General features: G+C 45.3%; 15 protein-coding genes. 11 read left to right on the forward strand and 4 right to left on the reverse strand.

What is annotated here, in order from left to right; all coding sequences use genetic code 11:
- Positions 1 to 47: 47 nt before the first annotated feature.
- Positions 48 to 311, forward strand: coding sequence for a 30S ribosomal protein S20 (gene rpsT / locus AAE02nite_RS22765; protein ID WP_146903774.1), 264 nt, complete (start codon positions 48 to 50; stop codon positions 309 to 311).
- 275 nt (positions 312 to 586) lie between these two features.
- Here rpsT and pyk read toward each other — a convergent pair whose 3' ends face one another.
- Positions 587 to 2017: a pyruvate kinase gene (gene pyk / locus AAE02nite_RS22770; RefSeq protein ID WP_146903777.1), complete on the reverse strand. Its 1431-nt coding sequence runs from the start codon at positions 2015 to 2017 to the stop codon at positions 587 to 589.
- A gap of 6 nt (positions 2018 to 2023) precedes the next feature.
- Positions 2024 to 2449 (reverse strand): IPExxxVDY family protein, encoded by a 426-nt coding sequence (locus AAE02nite_RS22775; protein ID WP_146903781.1) that lies wholly within the window; start codon positions 2447 to 2449, stop codon positions 2024 to 2026.
- A gap of 186 nt (positions 2450 to 2635) precedes the next feature.
- Here AAE02nite_RS22775 and AAE02nite_RS22780 point away from each other — a divergent pair, with 186 nt between their 5' ends.
- The 7 genes from AAE02nite_RS22780 (at position 2636) to AAE02nite_RS22810 (ending at position 11476) form a co-directional block, all read left to right on the forward strand.
- A complete protein-coding gene (locus tag AAE02nite_RS22780) occupies positions 2636 to 2872 on the forward strand; it encodes an acyl carrier protein (protein ID WP_026462992.1) in 237 nt (78 codons plus the stop codon).
- 65 nt (positions 2873 to 2937) lie between these two features.
- The gene (fabF, locus tag AAE02nite_RS22785; protein WP_146903784.1) at positions 2938 to 4191 is read left to right on the forward strand and encodes a beta-ketoacyl-ACP synthase II; all 1254 of its coding nucleotides are present in this window, start codon (positions 2938 to 2940) and stop codon (positions 4189 to 4191) included.
- Between the two features lie 19 nt (positions 4192 to 4210).
- A complete protein-coding gene (gene rnc, locus AAE02nite_RS22790; RefSeq protein ID WP_246151223.1) occupies positions 4211 to 4930 on the forward strand; it encodes a ribonuclease III in 720 nt (239 codons plus the stop codon).
- 69 nt (positions 4931 to 4999) lie between these two features.
- On the forward strand, positions 5000 to 6877 hold the full coding sequence (gene nadE / locus AAE02nite_RS22795; RefSeq protein ID WP_146903788.1) for an NAD(+) synthase: 1878 nt from the start codon (positions 5000 to 5002) through the stop codon (positions 6875 to 6877).
- Positions 6878 to 7004: 127 nt separating this feature from the next.
- On the forward strand, positions 7005 to 7889 hold the full coding sequence (lgt, locus tag AAE02nite_RS22800; RefSeq protein ID WP_146903791.1) for a prolipoprotein diacylglyceryl transferase: 885 nt from the start codon (positions 7005 to 7007) through the stop codon (positions 7887 to 7889).
- A gap of 649 nt (positions 7890 to 8538) precedes the next feature.
- Positions 8539 to 10593, forward strand: a complete 2055-nt coding sequence (locus AAE02nite_RS22805) for a beta-L-arabinofuranosidase domain-containing protein (RefSeq protein ID WP_146903795.1) — start codon at positions 8539 to 8541, stop codon at positions 10591 to 10593.
- A 67-nt stretch (positions 10594 to 10660) separates the two neighbouring features.
- The gene (locus AAE02nite_RS22810) at positions 10661 to 11476 is read left to right on the forward strand and encodes a DUF4488 domain-containing protein (RefSeq protein ID WP_146903798.1); all 816 of its coding nucleotides are present in this window, start codon (positions 10661 to 10663) and stop codon (positions 11474 to 11476) included.
- A 91-nt stretch (positions 11477 to 11567) separates the two neighbouring features.
- Here AAE02nite_RS22810 and AAE02nite_RS22815 read toward each other — a convergent pair whose 3' ends face one another.
- Both AAE02nite_RS22815 and yidD read right to left on the reverse strand, forming a co-directional pair.
- A complete protein-coding gene (locus tag AAE02nite_RS22815) occupies positions 11568 to 12464 on the reverse strand; it encodes a hypothetical protein (RefSeq protein WP_146903801.1) in 897 nt (298 codons plus the stop codon).
- 119 nt (positions 12465 to 12583) lie between these two features.
- Complete coding sequence (gene yidD / locus AAE02nite_RS22820; RefSeq protein ID WP_146903805.1) at positions 12584 to 12805, reverse strand: membrane protein insertion efficiency factor YidD; 222 nt, start codon at positions 12803 to 12805, stop codon at positions 12584 to 12586.
- Positions 12806 to 12892: 87 nt separating this feature from the next.
- Here yidD and AAE02nite_RS22825 point away from each other — a divergent pair, with 87 nt between their 5' ends.
- The 3 genes from AAE02nite_RS22825 to AAE02nite_RS22835 all read left to right on the forward strand — a co-directional run bounded on the left by AAE02nite_RS22825 (position 12893) and on the right by AAE02nite_RS22835 (position 17479).
- A complete protein-coding gene (locus AAE02nite_RS22825) occupies positions 12893 to 13708 on the forward strand; it encodes a PorV/PorQ family protein (RefSeq protein WP_146903808.1) in 816 nt (271 codons plus the stop codon).
- A gap of 6 nt (positions 13709 to 13714) precedes the next feature.
- Positions 13715 to 15811 (forward strand): ComEA family DNA-binding protein, encoded by a 2097-nt coding sequence (locus tag AAE02nite_RS22830; protein WP_146903811.1) that lies wholly within the window; start codon positions 13715 to 13717, stop codon positions 15809 to 15811.
- A 192-nt stretch (positions 15812 to 16003) separates the two neighbouring features.
- Positions 16004 to 17479, forward strand: a complete 1476-nt coding sequence (locus AAE02nite_RS22835; protein ID WP_146903816.1) for a nicotinate phosphoribosyltransferase — start codon at positions 16004 to 16006, stop codon at positions 17477 to 17479.
- Positions 17480 to 17503: the final 24 nt, after the last annotated feature.

Below are 17503 nucleotides of genomic sequence, written 5' to 3' on the forward strand. Positions count from 1 at the left end.
TTGCACCTCATTCAGAAAAAGAATAAAAAATATTTATAATATAAATCATGGCTAATCACAAGTCGGCATTAAAAAGAATCAGAGCTAACGACGCTAAGCGGGTGTTAAACAGATACCAGGCTAAAACTACCCGTACATTTATTAAAAAATTAAAAGGTACTACTGATAAGGCCGAAGCCCAGGAACTTTTCAAAAAAGTTTCTTCTATGCTGGACCGTTTAGCAAAACGCAACATTATTCATAAAAATAAAGCGGCCAACAACAAATCTAAATTGGCTAAGCACATTAATGCGCTGGCAACTGCTGCTTAATGTATTGCGGCTTTTTATTTAAAAATTTGGCCTAGCCAATTTAAAGAGATTTTCCTGTTTTTTTATAATCAGTAGCCTTGCCTTTGGGTAAGGCTTTTTTTATGCCTAAAGCTCAGGCGAACTGCGCCAATACGCAAGTACTTTAGATGCCAGTGGTAGCATATTTTAATTTTGTTCAGAGAAGAGCAATAAAAAAGCCGGTAAATATTTACCGGCTTTTTTATCTCTAAAATATGAAATCAGGGCAATCTAATTAATCATTAAAATCAGCGATATTATTTACGGCTTAGCTTAATGGTATTGGCGCTAGTGCGGTCGGTGGCCGGCATACTGGTAATATTTACCACCACATTTCCATCCATCACATGACCGTCTTTGGTTAATATCGACCGGAAATCGGCAATCAAATTATCGGTAGAGGTTACTTCCTTATCATAATAATAGGTACGGATACCCCAAACCATATTCAGTTGGTTTACTAACCTAAGATTATCGGTAAATACAAATATATGCGCCTTGGGGCGGTGTTTAGCCGTATGGAAAGCCGTATAACCTGAACGGGTCATGCACACCACAGCAGTTGCTTCGGTATCGCGGGCCAGGGCACAGGCATTAGAAATAACCGTTTTACTGAAGAAGGACTCTACATTAGGCTTAGGTTTTACTATTTTGTGGTACACTTCGCCGTTAGCTTCTACCGAGGCAATGGTGCGGCTCATGCTCCGGATGGTTTCCAGGGGGTAAGAACCAGCAGCAGTCTCAGCACTTAACATTACGGCATCGGCTCCATCAAATACCGCGTTGGCCACGTCGTTGGTTTCGGCGCGGGTAGGGCGGGCGTTGGTAATCATGCTTTCCATCATTTGGGTAGCAATAATTACGGGTTTGCCAGCTTTGTTGCATTTCTCTACCATCATCTTTTGCAGCATGGGTACGTCCTCCGCTTTTATTTCTACGCCTAAGTCGCCGCGGGCCACCATAATGGCATCGGTAGCCGAGATAATTTCGTCGATATTCCGGATGGCTTCGGGTTTCTCAATTTTTGCCACCACCAGGGTGTTCTTGCCCCGCTCTTTAATAATCCGCTTTATATCGGCTATATCCTGGGCTTTGCGCACAAACGATAAGGCAACCCATTCTACATCGTTGTCTAAACCAAAATGTAAATCTTCAACATCCTTATCGGTTAGCGAGGGGGCCGAAACTGAAGTATCGGGTAAATTAATGCCTTTACGGGGTTTTACCGGACCACCGTAAATTACCACCACATCTACTTCTTTGTCTTTATCAGTGGCCAACACCCGCAGCTCAATTTTGCCATCGTCAATCAGGATAGCATCGCCCACATTTACATCCCGGGCCAAATCCATGTAAATAGTAGATAAGCGGGTGGCGGTACTTACCGAGTTATCGCAAACCAGTTTTATCTGATCGCCGGCTTTAATTTCTACCTGGCCGTTTTCTACATCACCCAGTCTGATTTTGGGGCCTTGTAAATCCTGCATCAGGCAAATATGGGTGCCCATCTCTTGGTTCAGCTGGCGCACCATTTCTACAACTTGGCGGTGGTCTTCGTGTTTGCCATGCGAAAAATTAAGCCGGAATACATCAACGCCTTCTTTAATCAGAGCCGAAAGCATGTCGTAATTGTTGCTGGCCGGGCCAACCGTGGCTATAATTTTGGTCTTATTAAATGCTACTTCCATAAAATATTAAAACATCAGGTTTTCCTTAAATTGAAAGGAATTTGGGTCGAATTTTTTTACGTATTGTACTAATGGTACCAGTTTAAAGCGATTCAGGAATTCCTGCTGGCAATTGCTGAGCGCGCCGGAAATCTGAATGATATAATCATATTCTTTAATATCGGGTACCAGAAAAGGTTTTTTTAACGTGCTAAGGTCTACGGATTTGTTGCGGATAAGTCTGAAAGTACTGTGTTCGGTGGCGTGCAGGTAGTTTGATATCACGAGGCGGCCTTTATTAAAAAAGTCGTACTTTAAGTCTTGCTGTTTGATTAGTCTTATTCTAAAGCATTTATTCAATGCCCATGCAAGTTTATGTTCTTTACTGGAAGAAACCAAACCAAATATGTCAAAATCATAATCGTATTCTACTTCCAGCTTAAATGTTTTCATATAAAGGATAGATTAAAAGGTGAAAGCCTAATGGATTTGAACGGGACGCTAAAAATAAGCAGCCTTTGTATTACTTGCTTCACCCAAGCAGGAAAACATTTATCCACAAAGTTATCTGCATAAATTTTTTTGACATTGTGTTTTTAAATCTCTTAATTTGCACAGTATTTCAAAAAAATAAAGAAAATGTCAGAAATCGCAGAAAAAGTTAAAGCTATTATCATCGATAAATTAGGTGTTGAAGAATCAGAAGTAACTCCGGAGGCCAGCTTTACCAATGACTTAGGTGCCGATTCTTTGGATACCGTAGAACTTATTATGGAATTTGAAAAAGAATTCAACGTTTCAATTCCCGATGATCAGGCTGAAAACATTGGCACCGTTGGTCAGGCCATCAGCTACCTGGAAGAGCACGCTAAATAGTAATTCTTCCAAAATTATTTTTTCTGTTCATCACTTTTCCTATTTTCCACCCTCTGTGCTAGCTTATGGAGCTTAAGAGAGTTGTAATTACTGGCCTTGGCGCACTCACCCCGATTGGTAACACCGTTTCAGAATACTGGAATGGTTTAGTTAACGGGGTGAGTGGTGCCGCGCCTATTACACGATTTGACGCCAGTAAATTTAAAACTCAATTTGCCTGCGAAGTAAAAGGATATAACGCCGAAAACTATTTCGATAGAAAAGAGGCGCGTAAAATGGACCTTTTCTCGCAGTTTGCCATGGTTACTGCCGAACAGGCCGTAGTAGATGCCAACCTGTTGCAGAATGGACTTGATCCGGACCGTATTGGGGTAATCTGGGGTTCCGGCATAGGGGGCTTGCGCACCTTTCAGGAAGAATGCGTGGCTTTCGCCCACGGCGATGGTACCCCACGCTTCAATCCTTTCTTTATTCCCAAAATGATCGCCGATATTAGTGCCGGGCATATTTCCATAAAATATGGTTTCCGGGGCCCTAATTTCGTAACGGTATCGGCTTGTGCTTCAGCAACCAATGCTTTAATCGACTCTTTTAATTACATCCGGTTAGGAATGGCCGATGTAATTGTAAGTGGCGGTTCGGAAGCCGCTGTAACCGAAGCCGGTGTGGGAGGTTTTAATGCTTTAAAAGCTTTATCCGAACGCAACGATTCTCCAGCCACTGCCTCCCGCCCCTTCGATAAAGACCGCGATGGTTTTGTATTGGGCGAAGGTTCGGCGGCCATTGTGCTGGAAGAATACGAACACGCCAAAGCCCGGGGTGCTAAAATTTACGCCGAAATTATTGGCGGCGGCATGAGTGCCGATGCTTACCACATTACCGCTCCGCATCCGGAAGGATTAGGCGCTTTAAACGTAATGAAAAATGTAATCCGCGATGCCCGCATAGATCCGGAAGAAGTAGATTACATAAATGTACACGGTACTTCTACGCCATTGGGCGATTTAAGCGAAGCCAAAGCGATACAGGAAGTTTTTGGCGAACACGCCTATAAATTAAACATCAGCTCTACCAAATCCATGACCGGCCACTTGCTGGGTGCGGCTGGTGCCATAGAGTCTGTAGCGGCCATCTTGTCTATCCAGAACAACATGGTGCCACCTACCATCAATCATTTTACCGACGATGAAAGTTTCGACCCAAAATTAAATTTTACGTTTAATAAGGCGCAGGCCCGCGAAGTAAATGTGGCCTTAAGTAATACTTTTGGGTTTGGCGGACATAATACCTCGGTAATATTCCGCCGGGTAACGGAGTAGAAGTTATCCTGTTAAGTTGGTGTTTACACTCTTTAATAAATTATTACACAAAGACCGGGCTTTCATTAAAGCCATTACCAACGTTACAAACATTACGCCGGATAATGTTTACCTCTATACCCTTGCCCTTACCCATACCTCTTTTGCGAAACAAAACCAATCGGGGAAGCAGGAAACCAACGAGCGGCTCGAATTTTTAGGGGATTCTATTCTGGGAGCGGTGGTGGCCGAGTTTCTGTTTAAAAAATTTCCTTACAAAGACGAAGGTTTCCTGACCGAAATCCGATCCCGGATTGTAAACCGCGAGTCGCTGAACCATATTGCCGTAAAAATTGGCCTGAATACGCTGGTAAAAATAGACCAGCAAAACCACAATACCCGGTTTAAATCGATTAACGGTAATGCGCTGGAGGCTTTGGTAGGTGCCATTTATTTAGATAAGGGTTACAAAACCACCAAAAAGTTTATCCTGGATAAACTCATTAAGCCGCATTTCGATTTCCACACCTTATTAAATACCACCGTTAATTTCAAAAGTAAATTAATAGAGTGGGCCCAAAGCCAGAATAAAAATATCCGGTTCGAAATTGTGCAGCAAAAGCAATCGGGCAGTACCACCGAATTTACCGCCGAAGTAACCATCGACGATAAACCGATTACTACCGGCACGGGTTACTCTAAAAAGAAAGCCGAACAGGCAGCGGCCGAAAAAAGTTTAACCTTACTCCAGGTTGCGTAATTTCGGCTGGATTGGTGTGCCTTGCGTATACGCACATTAAAATCAGGTTTTTCCTTTTTTTATAAGCTTATGCAAACTTCTTTAAAACTGGCAGGCGCCGCCTTGAACCAGACCCCGCTCGATTGGGAAAATAATCTCCAGAATATTAAAACTGCCATCACCCAGGCGCAGCAACAGCAGGTAGATATATTGTGTTTACCCGAGCTTTGCATTACCGGGTACGGTTGCGAAGATTTGTTTTTAAGCCCTTGGCTGCCCGAAATGGCTTTCGGGAAATTACTCGAAGTAAAAGAATGGTGCAGTGGATTAACGGTTTGTGTGGGCTTACCCGTACGGGTGTTTGGCCAGGTCTTTAACACTGCCTGCGTTATCCGAAACCGCGAAATTATAGGGTTTACGGCCAAGCAATTTCTGGCCAACGATGGCGTACACTACGAGCCTCGCTGGTTTTCGTCGTGGCCGGCTAACGAAATCCTCGAATTTCAGATGGGCGGGCATACTTACCAAATCGGCGATATTGTGTACGAAGAGCAGGACGTAAAATACGCTTTTGAAATTTGCGAAGATGCCTGGCGGCCCGATACCGACCGGCCGGCCGTTCGGCATTTAGAAAAAGGGGTGCAGTTAATAATCAACCCTAGTGCCAGCCACTTTGCCATGAGCAAAACGGATTTGCGCTATAAGCTGGTGCTGAATGCCTCTAAAAAATTTAACTGCGCTTATTTGTACGTAAACCTGCTGGGCAACGAGGCCGGCCGCATGATTTACGACGGCGAAATATTAATTGCCCAAAACGGTAACCTCGTGCTCCGGAATAATTTACTCAGCTTTAAACGGGTAGATATGGAAGCCGCCGCGGTAGATTTTATCAATCCTTTACCGCCGGCTGAGCAAATGGCTGGTTTAGGTGAAATTGACGAATCAAAAGAATTAATAGCGGCATTGAGCCTGGCGTTGTTCGATTATTTGCGCAAGAGCCGGAGCCGGGGCTTTGTGTTATCGCTCAGCGGCGGCGCCGATTCTTCGATGTGCGCCGTAGCAGTAGTCGAAATGATCCGGCGGGCAATCTGCGAAATTGGCTTAGATGAATTTACGGACCGGCTGGGCTTTTTTAAACCAGAAGAAATTGCTGAACTTAAAAACTTAGCGGAAGACGCTCAGGTAAAAGCGCTTTGCGGACGTTTGCTCATTTGTGCCTATCAGGCGTCCCGCAACTCTTCCGAAGATACTTTCCAATCGGCCGAAGGCCTGGCTAAAAGTTTGGGCGCTACTTTTTATAACTGGTTTATCGACGATGAAGTGGCTGGTTATACAAATAAAATCGAAAAATCTATCGGCCGTAAGCTGACCTGGGAAACCGACGACGTTACCTTGCAAAATATTCAGGCGCGCGTACGGGCCCCGGTTATCTGGATGCTGGCTAACTTAACCGGTTCCTTGCTTATTTCTACCTCTAACCGCAGCGAAGCCGCTGTTGGTTACGCCACCATGGACGGTGACACGGCCGGAAGCATTTCGCCGCTGGCTGGCGTAGATAAAGCTTTTTTGCGGCAGTGGCTCGTATGGGCACAGCGTGAACTGGGTTACGAAGGCCTGCAGTACGTAAATAATTTGCAACCGACTGCTGAATTGCGCCCTGCTGAGCAAGCCCAAACCGATGAAAAAGATTTAATGCCTTACCCCATTTTAAACCAGATCGAACGGCACGCATTTTACGACCGCTTATCGCCGCAGCAGGTTTATGAAAAAATGCGCGGCACCGAACCCGACGACTTACTGAAAATGCACATCCGTCGGTTTTATACCCTTTGGTCGCGGAACCAGTGGAAACGGGAACGCTATGCGCCCGCCTTTCACCTCGATGATTACAACCTGGACCCCCGGAGTTGGTTGCGCTTCCCGATATTAAGCGGCGGTTTTCAAGAAGAATTAGATTTTTTGAAGTAAATAGCTAAAATTATATGTTAAGTACAGACAAAGCCCTTATCTGAGATGGGGGCTTTGTCTGTTTATAAAAAGGCAGTTGTTGTGTACTCCCTACAAAATCGTAATTTTGGTTTTTACACAATTAACTATGGCTGTTCTAAATTATATTACCTGGGACGTATCTGACGAAATCTTTCGCTTTACGCTGCCAATTTTTGGCAGTGTGGCCCTGCGTTGGTACGGGTTGCTTTTTGCGTTAGGCTTTGTTTTCGGACAAATAATATTAACCCGCATTTATAAAGCCGAAGGCGTCCGGGAGAAATGGGTAGACGTAATTACACTGTATATGATTGTGGGTACCGTTGTGGGTGCCCGCCTGGGCCACTGTTTGTTTTACGAACCTGAAGTATATCTAAAAGATCCCATCCGGATTTTAAAAATATGGGAGGGAGGCTTGGCCAGTCATGGCGCTACCGTGGGTATATTATTAGCGCTTTACCTGTACGCCCGAAAATATAAGTTTGATTATTTGTGGGTACTGGACCGCATTGTAATTGTGGTGGCATTGGGCGGCGCTTTGATCCGGTTGGGCAATTTGTTTAATTCCGAAATAGTAGGCAAGGCCACCGATGTACCCTGGGCTTTTATATTCGTCCGTAATTTCGAATTCCCGCAGGTGCCCCGGCATCCGGCCCAGCTTTACGAATCCATTTCCAGCTTTTTGTTATTCTTAGGGCTTTATTTCCTCTGGAGCCGGTTAAAAGCCGCTACCCCGCGCGGCCGTATATTCGGGTTGTTTGTATTCATTTTATTTACCCTGCGGCTCCTTTACGAGTTCCTGAAAGAAAACCAGGTAGATAAAGAAGACTTCTTACTCCAAACCATTGGGCTGAACATTGGGCAGTTATTGAGTGTGCCGCTAATAATTATAGGCTTAATTGTGCTGATTCGTTCGTATACCCACCCGGTAGTGCCGGAGATAAATCCCTACGACCCCGATGAAGTAAAAGCAAATACCAAAGTGAAAAAGTAAACAACCGGTAAATACCGGAACCATAGCATTATTTTAGACAAATCCTGCTCTGAGAGCTTTTTTACCTATATTTCAAATCAGTATCTAAAAATACCGGTTCTGAAAAATTACAGGTAAGAATAAGCCTTCGAAGCAGGATTTTTAGTGCCTGGCAACAAAGAAAATGTTTGCTTCGCTTTATTAATTTAACTAAAGCCGTTTAGAAGTTCAAAAGCTGGTAAAAACTGCGGCCATTGGTAGTGTTTTCACCAGTGACTAATCCGCCAGAAATATTAAAATAGGCCCTGAGAACACCATTGAGGACGTTAGGTTTTGATAGAATCATAAATACAGAACAGCCACCATCACGGCCGACATAATTTCTAAATAGAATACACCTATTATTGGAGGAATATTCTTAATATAAGATAATGATTTCTGCCAGTTCATGCGATAACCAACCAAAGTATAAATGCTTTTTCAGTTGGTTTTAAGCTTAACTATCCGTTAAAATTGTAAATAATCTTCAACGGACAAAGACTATTTACCAAAGCAATAGGCAGCATATTCTGGAGCCTTGTTTTCACTTTTGGATTAAGTAAATAATTCTTTAAATTGAAAGCTTCATCATTTTTGCTTTCGATTACAGGAATATTAATTGTCCAGGTAAATGAACAAAAAGTTAATCATTTCTTCTTTAGCCGTTTTCTTCATAACTTCTTTTAAACCCGCCAAGCAGGGAGTGGTTCAACCGCCGCAATCTGCTGCGGGCTATGTAACGCCGGCTTATACCCCGTTGCCTTTAGGCAGTGTTAAACCAAAAGGCTGGCTGCTGAATCAGTTGCAAATAATGCGCAATGGCACTACCGGGCATTTAGACGAGGTGCACGAAAAAATTAGAAAAGACAATGGTTGGCTGGGAGGCAAAGGCGACAATTGGGAAGAAACGCCTTACTGGCTGGACGGAGCGGTGCCACTGGCTTATTTACTGGACGATAAGCAACTCCAAACTAAAGTATTAAAATATATTAACTGGACGCTCGATAACCAGCGCCCTTCCGGCTATTTTGGACCGATTACCAAAGCCGAACGGGAGCAAGGCATCCAGGTTGCGGCCGAAAACTGTAGCCAGGGCGAAGATTGGTGGCCCAAAATGGTGATGCTGAAAGCCATCCGGCAGTATTACACGGCTACCCAGGACCGGCGTGTTATTCCGTTCATGACCAAGTATTTTAATTACCAGTTAAAATCCTTGCAGCAATGCCCCATTGGCAAGTGGACTGAATGGGCCGCCTCCCGCGGAACCGATAACGTTATGCTGGCACAGTGGCTGTACGGCATTACGAAAGAACCCTCCTTGCTGGAATTGGCTAACTTAATAGAGTCGCAGTCTTTTCCGTGGAGTACCTGGCTGGGTAACCGCGATTGGGTAATTGGGGCAGCCGCGCAGCAAAATGGTGATCACTGGATGCGCCGGCACGCCGTAAACGTAGGCATGGCCCTGAAAGCACCGGCTATTAATTACCAACGCACCGGCGACCAGCAATATTTAAAATCGTTAAATACCGGCTGGAACGATCTGATGCAGCTGCACGGATTGCCGATGGGAATATTTTCGGGCGATGAAGATTTACACGGCAACGACCCTACCCAGGGCACGGAACTTTGCGCCATTGTGGAAGCCATGTATTCGCTGGAAGAAATATTAGGCATCACCGGCGACATGCAGTACGCCGATGCCTTAGAACGCATGACCTTTAATGCATTGCCACCCCAAACCACCGACGATTACAATGCCAAGCAATATTTTCAGATAGCCAACCAGGTGCAAGTAAAACGTGGGGTATTTAACTTCTCGCTGCCGTTTAGCCGCGAAATGAACAACGTGTACGGTATGCGGAGCGGGTATACTTGTTGTTTGGCCAATATGCACCAGGGCTGGACTAAATTTACTCAGCACTTGTGGTACGCGACTCCGGATAACGGATTGGCTGCACTGGCTTACAGTCCCAATGTAGTAAAAGCCAAGGTAGGTAAAGCCAACACCGAAGTAACCATAAATGAGGTAACGGATTATCCGTTTGGCGATGTCGTTAATTTCCAAATCACGACTAAGCAGGCAGTTGCTTTTCCGCTGCAGTTACGGGTGCCCAATTGGTGCCAGGAAGCAACGGTGCTAATAAACGGGGAGAAATTAAGCACCGAAAAAGGTAAACGGTTAATTACCGTAAACCGCACCTGGAAAAATAAAGACAAAATGACCCTGCAGTTACCCATGCCGTTGACAACCTCTAATTGGGGCCGCAACTCGCGGGCAGTAGAAAGAGGCCCCTTGGTGTACGCCTTAAAGCTGGAAGAAAAATGGGAAAAAGGCACCGACGAAAAAGAAGGTGATTATTTTAGCGTTTACCCGAAGGGCGACTGGAATTACGGCCTGCTGGAAACGATTGTAAAAGAACCGGTTCAGAACCTGGAAGTGAAAGTAGTGCAGCCGGTTACAGATAAATTTATCTGGAATATTCAGCATGCGCCTATTCAAATTACTACTTCGGCCCGCAAAATACCCGAATGGCGCATTGTAAATGATGTGGCTCCCCAGCCGGTAACCGATAGAACCGGTATTTTTAGAGGCGAAGTGCAGAAAGAAGTAGAAAAAATTACCCTGGTGCCTTTTGGCTGCACCAAAGTGCGAGTAGTGGCTTTTCCGGTAGTGCCGGCTAAATAAATATTTTCGAAATGAATTTTATGGTAAGTACTTAGCTGATTTATTTAACCGTTTAACCTGTAAACACATGAAAGTAAACCAAAAGATAAATCTTTTTCCACTGGGGTTTCTAGTTTTAGTTTTATTAAGCGCAAGCGCCTTCAGCTTTCGTTTTGAACAATCCAAAACGATTATAAGTAGTAAAAAACAGCAACCCGGCAATGCAACTGCTAAAATCCTGACGGGTGCCTGGCGGCTGGTAAAAACCTCTGACCCTGCCCGAACGGCACCCAACGTGGTGAAAATAATGGTTGATGGGCATTTTACGGCGGCCGACTATAACCTGAAAGATAAAGCTTATATTGGGGCCCAGGGCGGTACCTACACCTTAAATAATGGCCGTTATACCGAAAACCTGGAATATTTCACCACCGATTCTACGAAAGTAGGTACCAACTTGGCTTATAATTTAAGTGCCAAAGGCAACACCCTGCAACTTACCCGAACCCAGAATGGCCAAAACATAACCGAAACCTGGGAGCGAATAGATGCGGGCGGTAGTGCTTTAACCGGCGCCTGGCGCATCCGCGAACGCGAAACCCAGCCTGGGCAAATGTCGGTTATGCAGCGTGGACCCCGCAAAACCATTAAATGGCTGTCGGGGAAGCGGTTTCAGTGGGCGGCTATTAACACCGAAACAAAGCAGTTTTTTGGTACCGGCGGCGGTACTTATACCCTTAAGGACGGTAAGTACACCGAAAATATCGAGTTCTTCTCCCGCGATTCAAAACGGGTGGGCATGAGCATTTCTTTTGATTACGAAGTGAAAAACGGCGACTGGCACCACCGTGGCCTGAGCACTACCGGCAATAAAATCTACGAAATCTGGGCGAAGGAAAAATAGATAGACATCTGTTTATATGCTTTTGTTTTTAGGCAAAAAGCTGAAATTCAAAAAGGATATTTAAGATAAGTAAATCATACCGATATTAAATTTATAGATTATAGCGGTACATTTGGCCGTTTTCGTTGGTAATAACCACTGTCTTATTGCCGGTGAAAACGGCAGCTTCGGTTTGTCCTACTTTCCCAAGATTTAAGGTTTGCATCTCTCCGCTGAAGAACTGCCCTTTGCAGGAAGGATGAAACAAATGAATTTTTCCCTTGCTTAAAAGTAGGAGTGTTTTGCCGTCAGGGCTAATGTCGGCGGCTGTCACGGGTAGGTTTACATCATGCTTTTCGATTAATTTCGCTTCGTAATCGCCAGGTTGATCGGGAAGTTCGTATAACTTGGCCAGCACGCCATCCTCCCGGTCTTTTGTAACCAGGTGCAATTTATTTTGGTGCCAAAAAAGGGCCTCACAATCAAATTCGTAATGCGTTTTATCCGCGGTGCCATTCTTCCGGTCGGCATACTCAAAGTTTATTTCCGCCAGTTTCTCAGGGTTTTGCGGGTTTAGCTTATAAATTCTTAACCTTAATCGTTTATTGCTGTTATTGCCGGTATCGCTAATGTAAATATTGCCTTTGTCGTCGCGGGTTAAATCTTCCCAATCAATATTTTCGGCATTACTTAAATTAATAGTAGCCAGCAGGTTTCCTTTATCGTCTATTTTATAAAGCGTGGCCGGGTTGTTTGCGTCGTTGTGGGTGTAAAACGTACCAAGTTGGCCGCCTTCTTCTATACCCGAACTTTCTTTAATTTCTTTTGGCAAGTCGGCTATTTTAACAGCTAGATTTTCATTTAATTTATTAACAGAAGCAGTGTTTGCCGGAGCGGTGGTTGCTAAAGGAATGGGTGAGGAAGTTTCAAAAGCAGACTGTCCGTTAAAACCATACAGTACAACCGAACAGAAAATCAGAGCTAAAAAAATCTTAAAAATTAAGCGCATACCCGTTCTTCTGAATTTAACGTCAACCTGAACGCTGATTATTATTTTTAGAAGAATTAAAACGTAAAAGCGAGCGGTAGGTTTAGAAAAATAGTACTAAACTACTTTAACGCATTGGCTCAGGGTACCGGGTCGTAGCCACTGCCACCCCACGGATGACACCGCCCCAAGCGCTTTAAAGCCAGCCATCCACCCCGCAACGGACCGTGTTTGGTAACCGCTTCAGCCGCATATTGCGAGCACGTGGGGGTAAACCGGCAGCTAGGTGGCTTTAGCGGGGAAATCAGCCGTTGGTACACCCAGATTAAACCAAGCAAAAATTGTTTAAAGAGCTGTTGCATAACTGAATCGGTGATGGCTTTAATACGTAAATAGCTCTGGTAACGGGGCGAATTTAAGATCTAAATCAGCAATACTTAGGTGAGTCTATGAAATATAAAATTCCGCTGCTGCTCTCTTTTGTATTATTCTTGTCTTCTGCCCAGGCGGATAATTACCCGAATCCTGCCGGTGCCCGGACCAACGGGTTGGCGGGCGTAGCCGTTACACTGGCCGATGTGTGGGCCGTTAGTAACAATATTGCCGGTATCACCGCTCTGAAAAAACCAGCCGCCGGCGTTTATGCCGAAAATCGTTTTAACTTAAAAGCCCTGAGTACGGTTACCCTGCAGGGTGTTTATCCTATCGCCAAACAAGGTGCTTTGGGCATTGAGTTGATGCGGTTTGGGGATAAACTTTACAACGAGCAAAAACTAGGACTGGGCTATGCCCATCGCATTGGGCCGGTAAGTTTAGGCTTAAAAGCAACCTTGCTGCAGTTACACCTGGAGCAGTTGGGAAGCCGCCGGGCCGTGGCTTTGTCGTTTGGTGGCCAATCCGAAATAATACCCAAACTCACCTTCGGGGCCCATATTTTTAACTTCAACCAGGCCAAACTGGCCAGCTACCAAAACGAGCGATTCCCAACTGTTATGCAGGCGGGCCTGGCTTATCAACCCAGTGCTAAATTGCTCTTAAGCCTCGAAACCGAAAAAGACCTGGAACACGCTGCTGATTTAAAAGGTGGCTTAGAATATAAACCAATAACCCAATTAGCCTTACGCACAGGCTTTTCTACAGCCCGGCAAGCCGCTACAGCTGGTGTTGGATTTGTAAGCCGGCAATTCAGCATCGATTATGCCTTGGGCAGTCATTCGGTTTTAGGTATCAGCAATCATCTTTCCATATCATTTGGGTTTGAATAAAGGCTTATGGGCAGAAAATTAGCTTTGTTTTTGTTCTCTTTATTTAGCTGGTTTGCTGCCGCAGCCCAGGAATACCAGCGACCAGCCATTAACCTGGAACTATTGGTGCAGGAACTACTCGCACAACAAGAAGAAGACAATCCGGTTTACGAAGATGTTTACGAAAACCTGCTGCTTTACTACCAAAATCCTATCAACCTGAATAATACGAATGCCGATGAATTGACCGCTTTGTTTGTTTTAACTCCTGCCCAAATAAATAATTTATTTACGCATATCCGGCAAAATGGGCAATTATTGAGTATTTATGAACTGCAATCCGTACCGGGTTGGGATTTAATTACCATCCAAAAAATATTACCTTTTGTTACCGTACAGGAACCGGGGCTGCTGGCTACCCGGCAGGATTTATGGCAACGCATTTTAAAAAACAACAACCATTATTTATTAGCCCGTTACGACCGTACCTGGCAGCAACGCAAAGGCTATTCACCACCCGATACCATCGGTAACCGTCTGACCACCCGTTATTCCGGTTCGCCGGATAAATATCTGATGCGCTACCGCAACAGCCACGCCCATGATTTTAGTATTGGTTTTACCACCGAAAAAGATGCCGGAGAGGCCTTCGGCTGGCAACCCACCAGGCATCAATACGGGATGGATTTTTATTCGGCTCATTTTCAGGTATACAACAAAGGCCGGTTTAAGGCCTTGGCTTTGGGCGATTATCAGTTGCAGTTCGGGCAGGGGCTGTTGCTGTCCTCGGGTTTCTCGGTTGGCAAAGGCAGCGAAACCATTACCACTGTTCGCCGCAGCAACGTGGGCATCCGGCCGTATTCGTCGGTACTCGAAAGTGGCTTTTTCCGCGGGACGGCGGCCACTTATACTATTCACCAAAATATTGAACTGACCGGCTTTTTCTCCCGCAAAAGAGTGGATGGCACTTTGGGAGCCGCGGCCGATAGTTTAGCTGCACAAGCCTTTTCTTTTGGCGGCGTACAAACCTCCGGGCTGCACCGCACACCTACGGAACGCCGGAATAAGCACCAACTAACCGAAAATATATTTGGGGGTAACATAATATTTAAAACATCAGCACGCCACTTCACCACCGGCCTCACCTTTGTACACACCAGCTATAATTTGCCTTTGCAGCGGCAGAATGCCAGCTACCACGCCTTTAGTTTTAATGGGAAGCAAAGTGCCAATATTGGATTTCATTACAGCTACAATCTGCTAAACGTAAATGTTTTCGGCGAAACGGCCAGATCGTACAGCGGTGGTTTAGGTACCGTAAATGGGTTAATGGCCAGCTTATCCAAGCAAGTAGATGTTGCCTTAATCTACCGGAACTATGCCAAGAATTTTCATAGTTTTTACGGAAATGCCTTCGGCGAAAACACCCGCAATGCCAATGAACTGGGCTGGTACACCGGCCTGAAGATAAAGCCGGCCATAAAATGGGAAATTACTGCTTATTACGATCGGTTCCGGTTTCCGTGGCTTAAATACCGGGTAGATGCACCCTCGGGCGGACAGGAATATTTGGTGCGGTTGCTGTATAAACCTACTAAAACCGCAAACCTGTACGCGCAATTCCGGCAGGAAACCAAAGGTTTAAACCGCCGCGAAAACGGCCGGCCGCTGGATTATGTGGCACCGGCTACCCGCCGCAATTATTTATTTTACTTAGATTTCTCGCCGCTGCCTTCTTTAAGTTTACGCTCGCGGGTACAAATGAGCCGGTACCAGCACGAACATCCCTGGGAAACCGGATATTATATCGGCCAGGAAGGAATATTTTCTTTCGGAAAGACCGTACTCAGCGCCCGCTTTGCCCTTTTTGATACTGACGATTATGACACCCGGCAATACGTAACCGAACGGGATGTATTATCCGCTTTTTCGGTGCCGGCGTTCTTTGGAACGGGTACCCGTGTTTACCTGGTGGCGCAACAAGCTATAACGGGAAAGCTGGATGCCTGGCTCAAAATTGCCTATACTCAATACCGGCACCAGGAAACCATCGGTTCGGGGCTGGAAGAAATTGCTGGTCCGGTGCGGACCGATATTCGTTGCCAGGTACGTTATCGCTTCTAAAAATTATCCATTATTTAGTTTTACCGGTTATTAATCAATAGTAATCATTTATTGGGGTAAAATGCGGCGTGGTTGCTTTAAAATAAATCTAAAGGAAAGCTTTTTTCGTTTGTGCACGGAATAATGCTCCGGTACTTTAACCTTTAATTTAAACTACCTTTAATTTTCTGAATCTGACAAATATCTGCTACTATGAAATTTACCAGCCGCTACGCTACCTCGCTTGCCTTGTTTACCGATATGTACCAGCTTACCATGGCCCAGGCTTACTGGAAAAAGGGTATGGCCGAACAGGAAGCGGTTTTTCATCTGTATTTCCGGAAGCACCCGTTCAATGGCGGCTATACAGTTTGTGCGGGGCTGGCTGATGCGATTGATTATTTAAAAGAATTTCGTTTTTCTCCGGATGATATTGCTTATTTAGGTAGTCTGAAGGGTAGCCAGCAGCAACCTTTATTTGAAACTGAATTCCTGGCTTATTTACAGAACTTAACTTTTACCTGCCAGGTCGATGCCATACCCGAAGGTACCGTGGTTTTTCCGAACGAACCGTTGCTGCGCATCCAGGGACCTATTTTACAATGCCAACTCCTCGAAACTCCCTTACTTACTATTATTAATTTTCAGACCCTGATTGCCACCAAAGCAGCCCGCTTAGTGGATGCGGCGCAGGGTGACCGTATAATTGAATTTGGCATGCGGCGGGCTCAGGGGCCGGACGGTGCTTTGTCGGCAGCAAGGGCCGCTTTTATCGGGGGAATTGGGGCCACCTCCAATTTACTGGCCGGGCGCTATTTTGATATTCCGGTTAAAGGCACGCATGCCCATAGCTGGGTTATGTCGTTTCCGGAAGAGCAGGATGCGTTTGCGGCTTACGCCGAGGTATTTCCGCATGATTCTGTTTTTCTGGTAGATACTTATAATACCCTGCAGGGTATTAAGAAAGCCATAATGGTAGCTAAACAACTCCGCGAGAAAGGAGCCGAACTGCTTGGAATCCGTCTGGATTCCGGCGATTTGGCTTACCTGAGCAAGGAAGGCCGCCGGATGCTGGATGAAGCAGGCCTGCCGGAGGTTTCTATTCTGGCCAGCAACGACCTGGACGAATATTTAATACAAAGCCTGAAATTACAGGGTGCCCGGATAGATACCTGGGGCATTGGTACTAAACTGGTAACGGCTTACGACCAACCGGCCTTGGGCGGCGTTTATAAACTGGCTGCTTTGCGCGGAACCGACGGCCATTGGGAATATAAACTCAAATTGTCGGAGCAACTGATAAAAATATCGACCCCGGGAATTTTACAGGTGCGCCGCTATTATGGCACCCAGAACTTTATAGCCGATATGATTTACTCGGAAGAACAACCTGTGCCGACTGACGCTACCATTATAGACCCCGCCGATGTAACCCGCCGCAGAACTTTATCCGCCGACGAAGACTTTGAAAATTTATTAGTGCCGGTATTCCGGAATGGAAAAGTGGTTTACCAGGAGCCGGATTTAAAAACTATTCAGGCCCGTACCCGGCAGCAAATTAGCCAACTGCACGAATCTATCCGGCGCTTCCTTAATCCGCATTTATATCCGGTAGGTTTAGAAGAGCAATTATTTAAAGAGAAAATGGAAATAATTTTGGGTATCCGGAATAAAGAAACAGGACAGTAAATAGCAACTAAGCCGATTTGTACC

Origin of the sequence: Adhaeribacter aerolatus, from assembly GCF_007991635.1 — a bacterium.
GTDB lineage: Bacteria > Bacteroidota > Bacteroidia > Cytophagales > Hymenobacteraceae > Adhaeribacter > Adhaeribacter aerolatus.

Bases quoted from the DNA above. Each gene is read 5' to 3' on its own strand.
- fabF (WP_146903784.1), top strand. From the start codon at position 2,938: ATGGAGCTTAAGAGAGTTGTAATTACTGGCCTTGGCGCACTCACCCCG.
- AAE02nite_RS22835 (WP_146903816.1), top strand. From the start codon at position 16,004: ATGAAATTTACCAGCCGCTACGCTACCTCGCTTGCCTTGTTTACCGAT.
- rpsT (WP_146903774.1), top strand. From the start codon at position 48: ATGGCTAATCACAAGTCGGCATTAAAAAGAATCAGAGCTAACGACGCT.
- AAE02nite_RS22805 (WP_146903795.1), top strand. From the start codon at position 8,539: ATGAACAAAAAGTTAATCATTTCTTCTTTAGCCGTTTTCTTCATAACT.
- AAE02nite_RS22780 (WP_026462992.1), top strand. From the start codon at position 2,636: ATGTCAGAAATCGCAGAAAAAGTTAAAGCTATTATCATCGATAAATTA.
- nadE (WP_146903788.1), top strand. From the start codon at position 5,000: ATGCAAACTTCTTTAAAACTGGCAGGCGCCGCCTTGAACCAGACCCCG.
- AAE02nite_RS22830 (WP_146903811.1), top strand. From the start codon at position 13,715: ATGGGCAGAAAATTAGCTTTGTTTTTGTTCTCTTTATTTAGCTGGTTT.
- pyk (WP_146903777.1), bottom strand. From the start codon at position 2,017: ATGGAAGTAGCATTTAATAAGACCAAAATTATAGCCACGGTTGGCCCG.
- AAE02nite_RS22775 (WP_146903781.1), bottom strand. From the start codon at position 2,449: ATGAAAACATTTAAGCTGGAAGTAGAATACGATTATGATTTTGACATA.
- AAE02nite_RS22825 (WP_146903808.1), top strand. From the start codon at position 12,893: ATGAAATATAAAATTCCGCTGCTGCTCTCTTTTGTATTATTCTTGTCT.
- AAE02nite_RS22815 (WP_146903801.1), bottom strand. From the start codon at position 12,464: ATGCGCTTAATTTTTAAGATTTTTTTAGCTCTGATTTTCTGTTCGGTT.
- lgt (WP_146903791.1), top strand. From the start codon at position 7,005: ATGGCTGTTCTAAATTATATTACCTGGGACGTATCTGACGAAATCTTT.
- AAE02nite_RS22810 (WP_146903798.1), top strand. From the start codon at position 10,661: ATGAAAGTAAACCAAAAGATAAATCTTTTTCCACTGGGGTTTCTAGTT.
- yidD (WP_146903805.1), bottom strand. From the start codon at position 12,805: ATGCAACAGCTCTTTAAACAATTTTTGCTTGGTTTAATCTGGGTGTAC.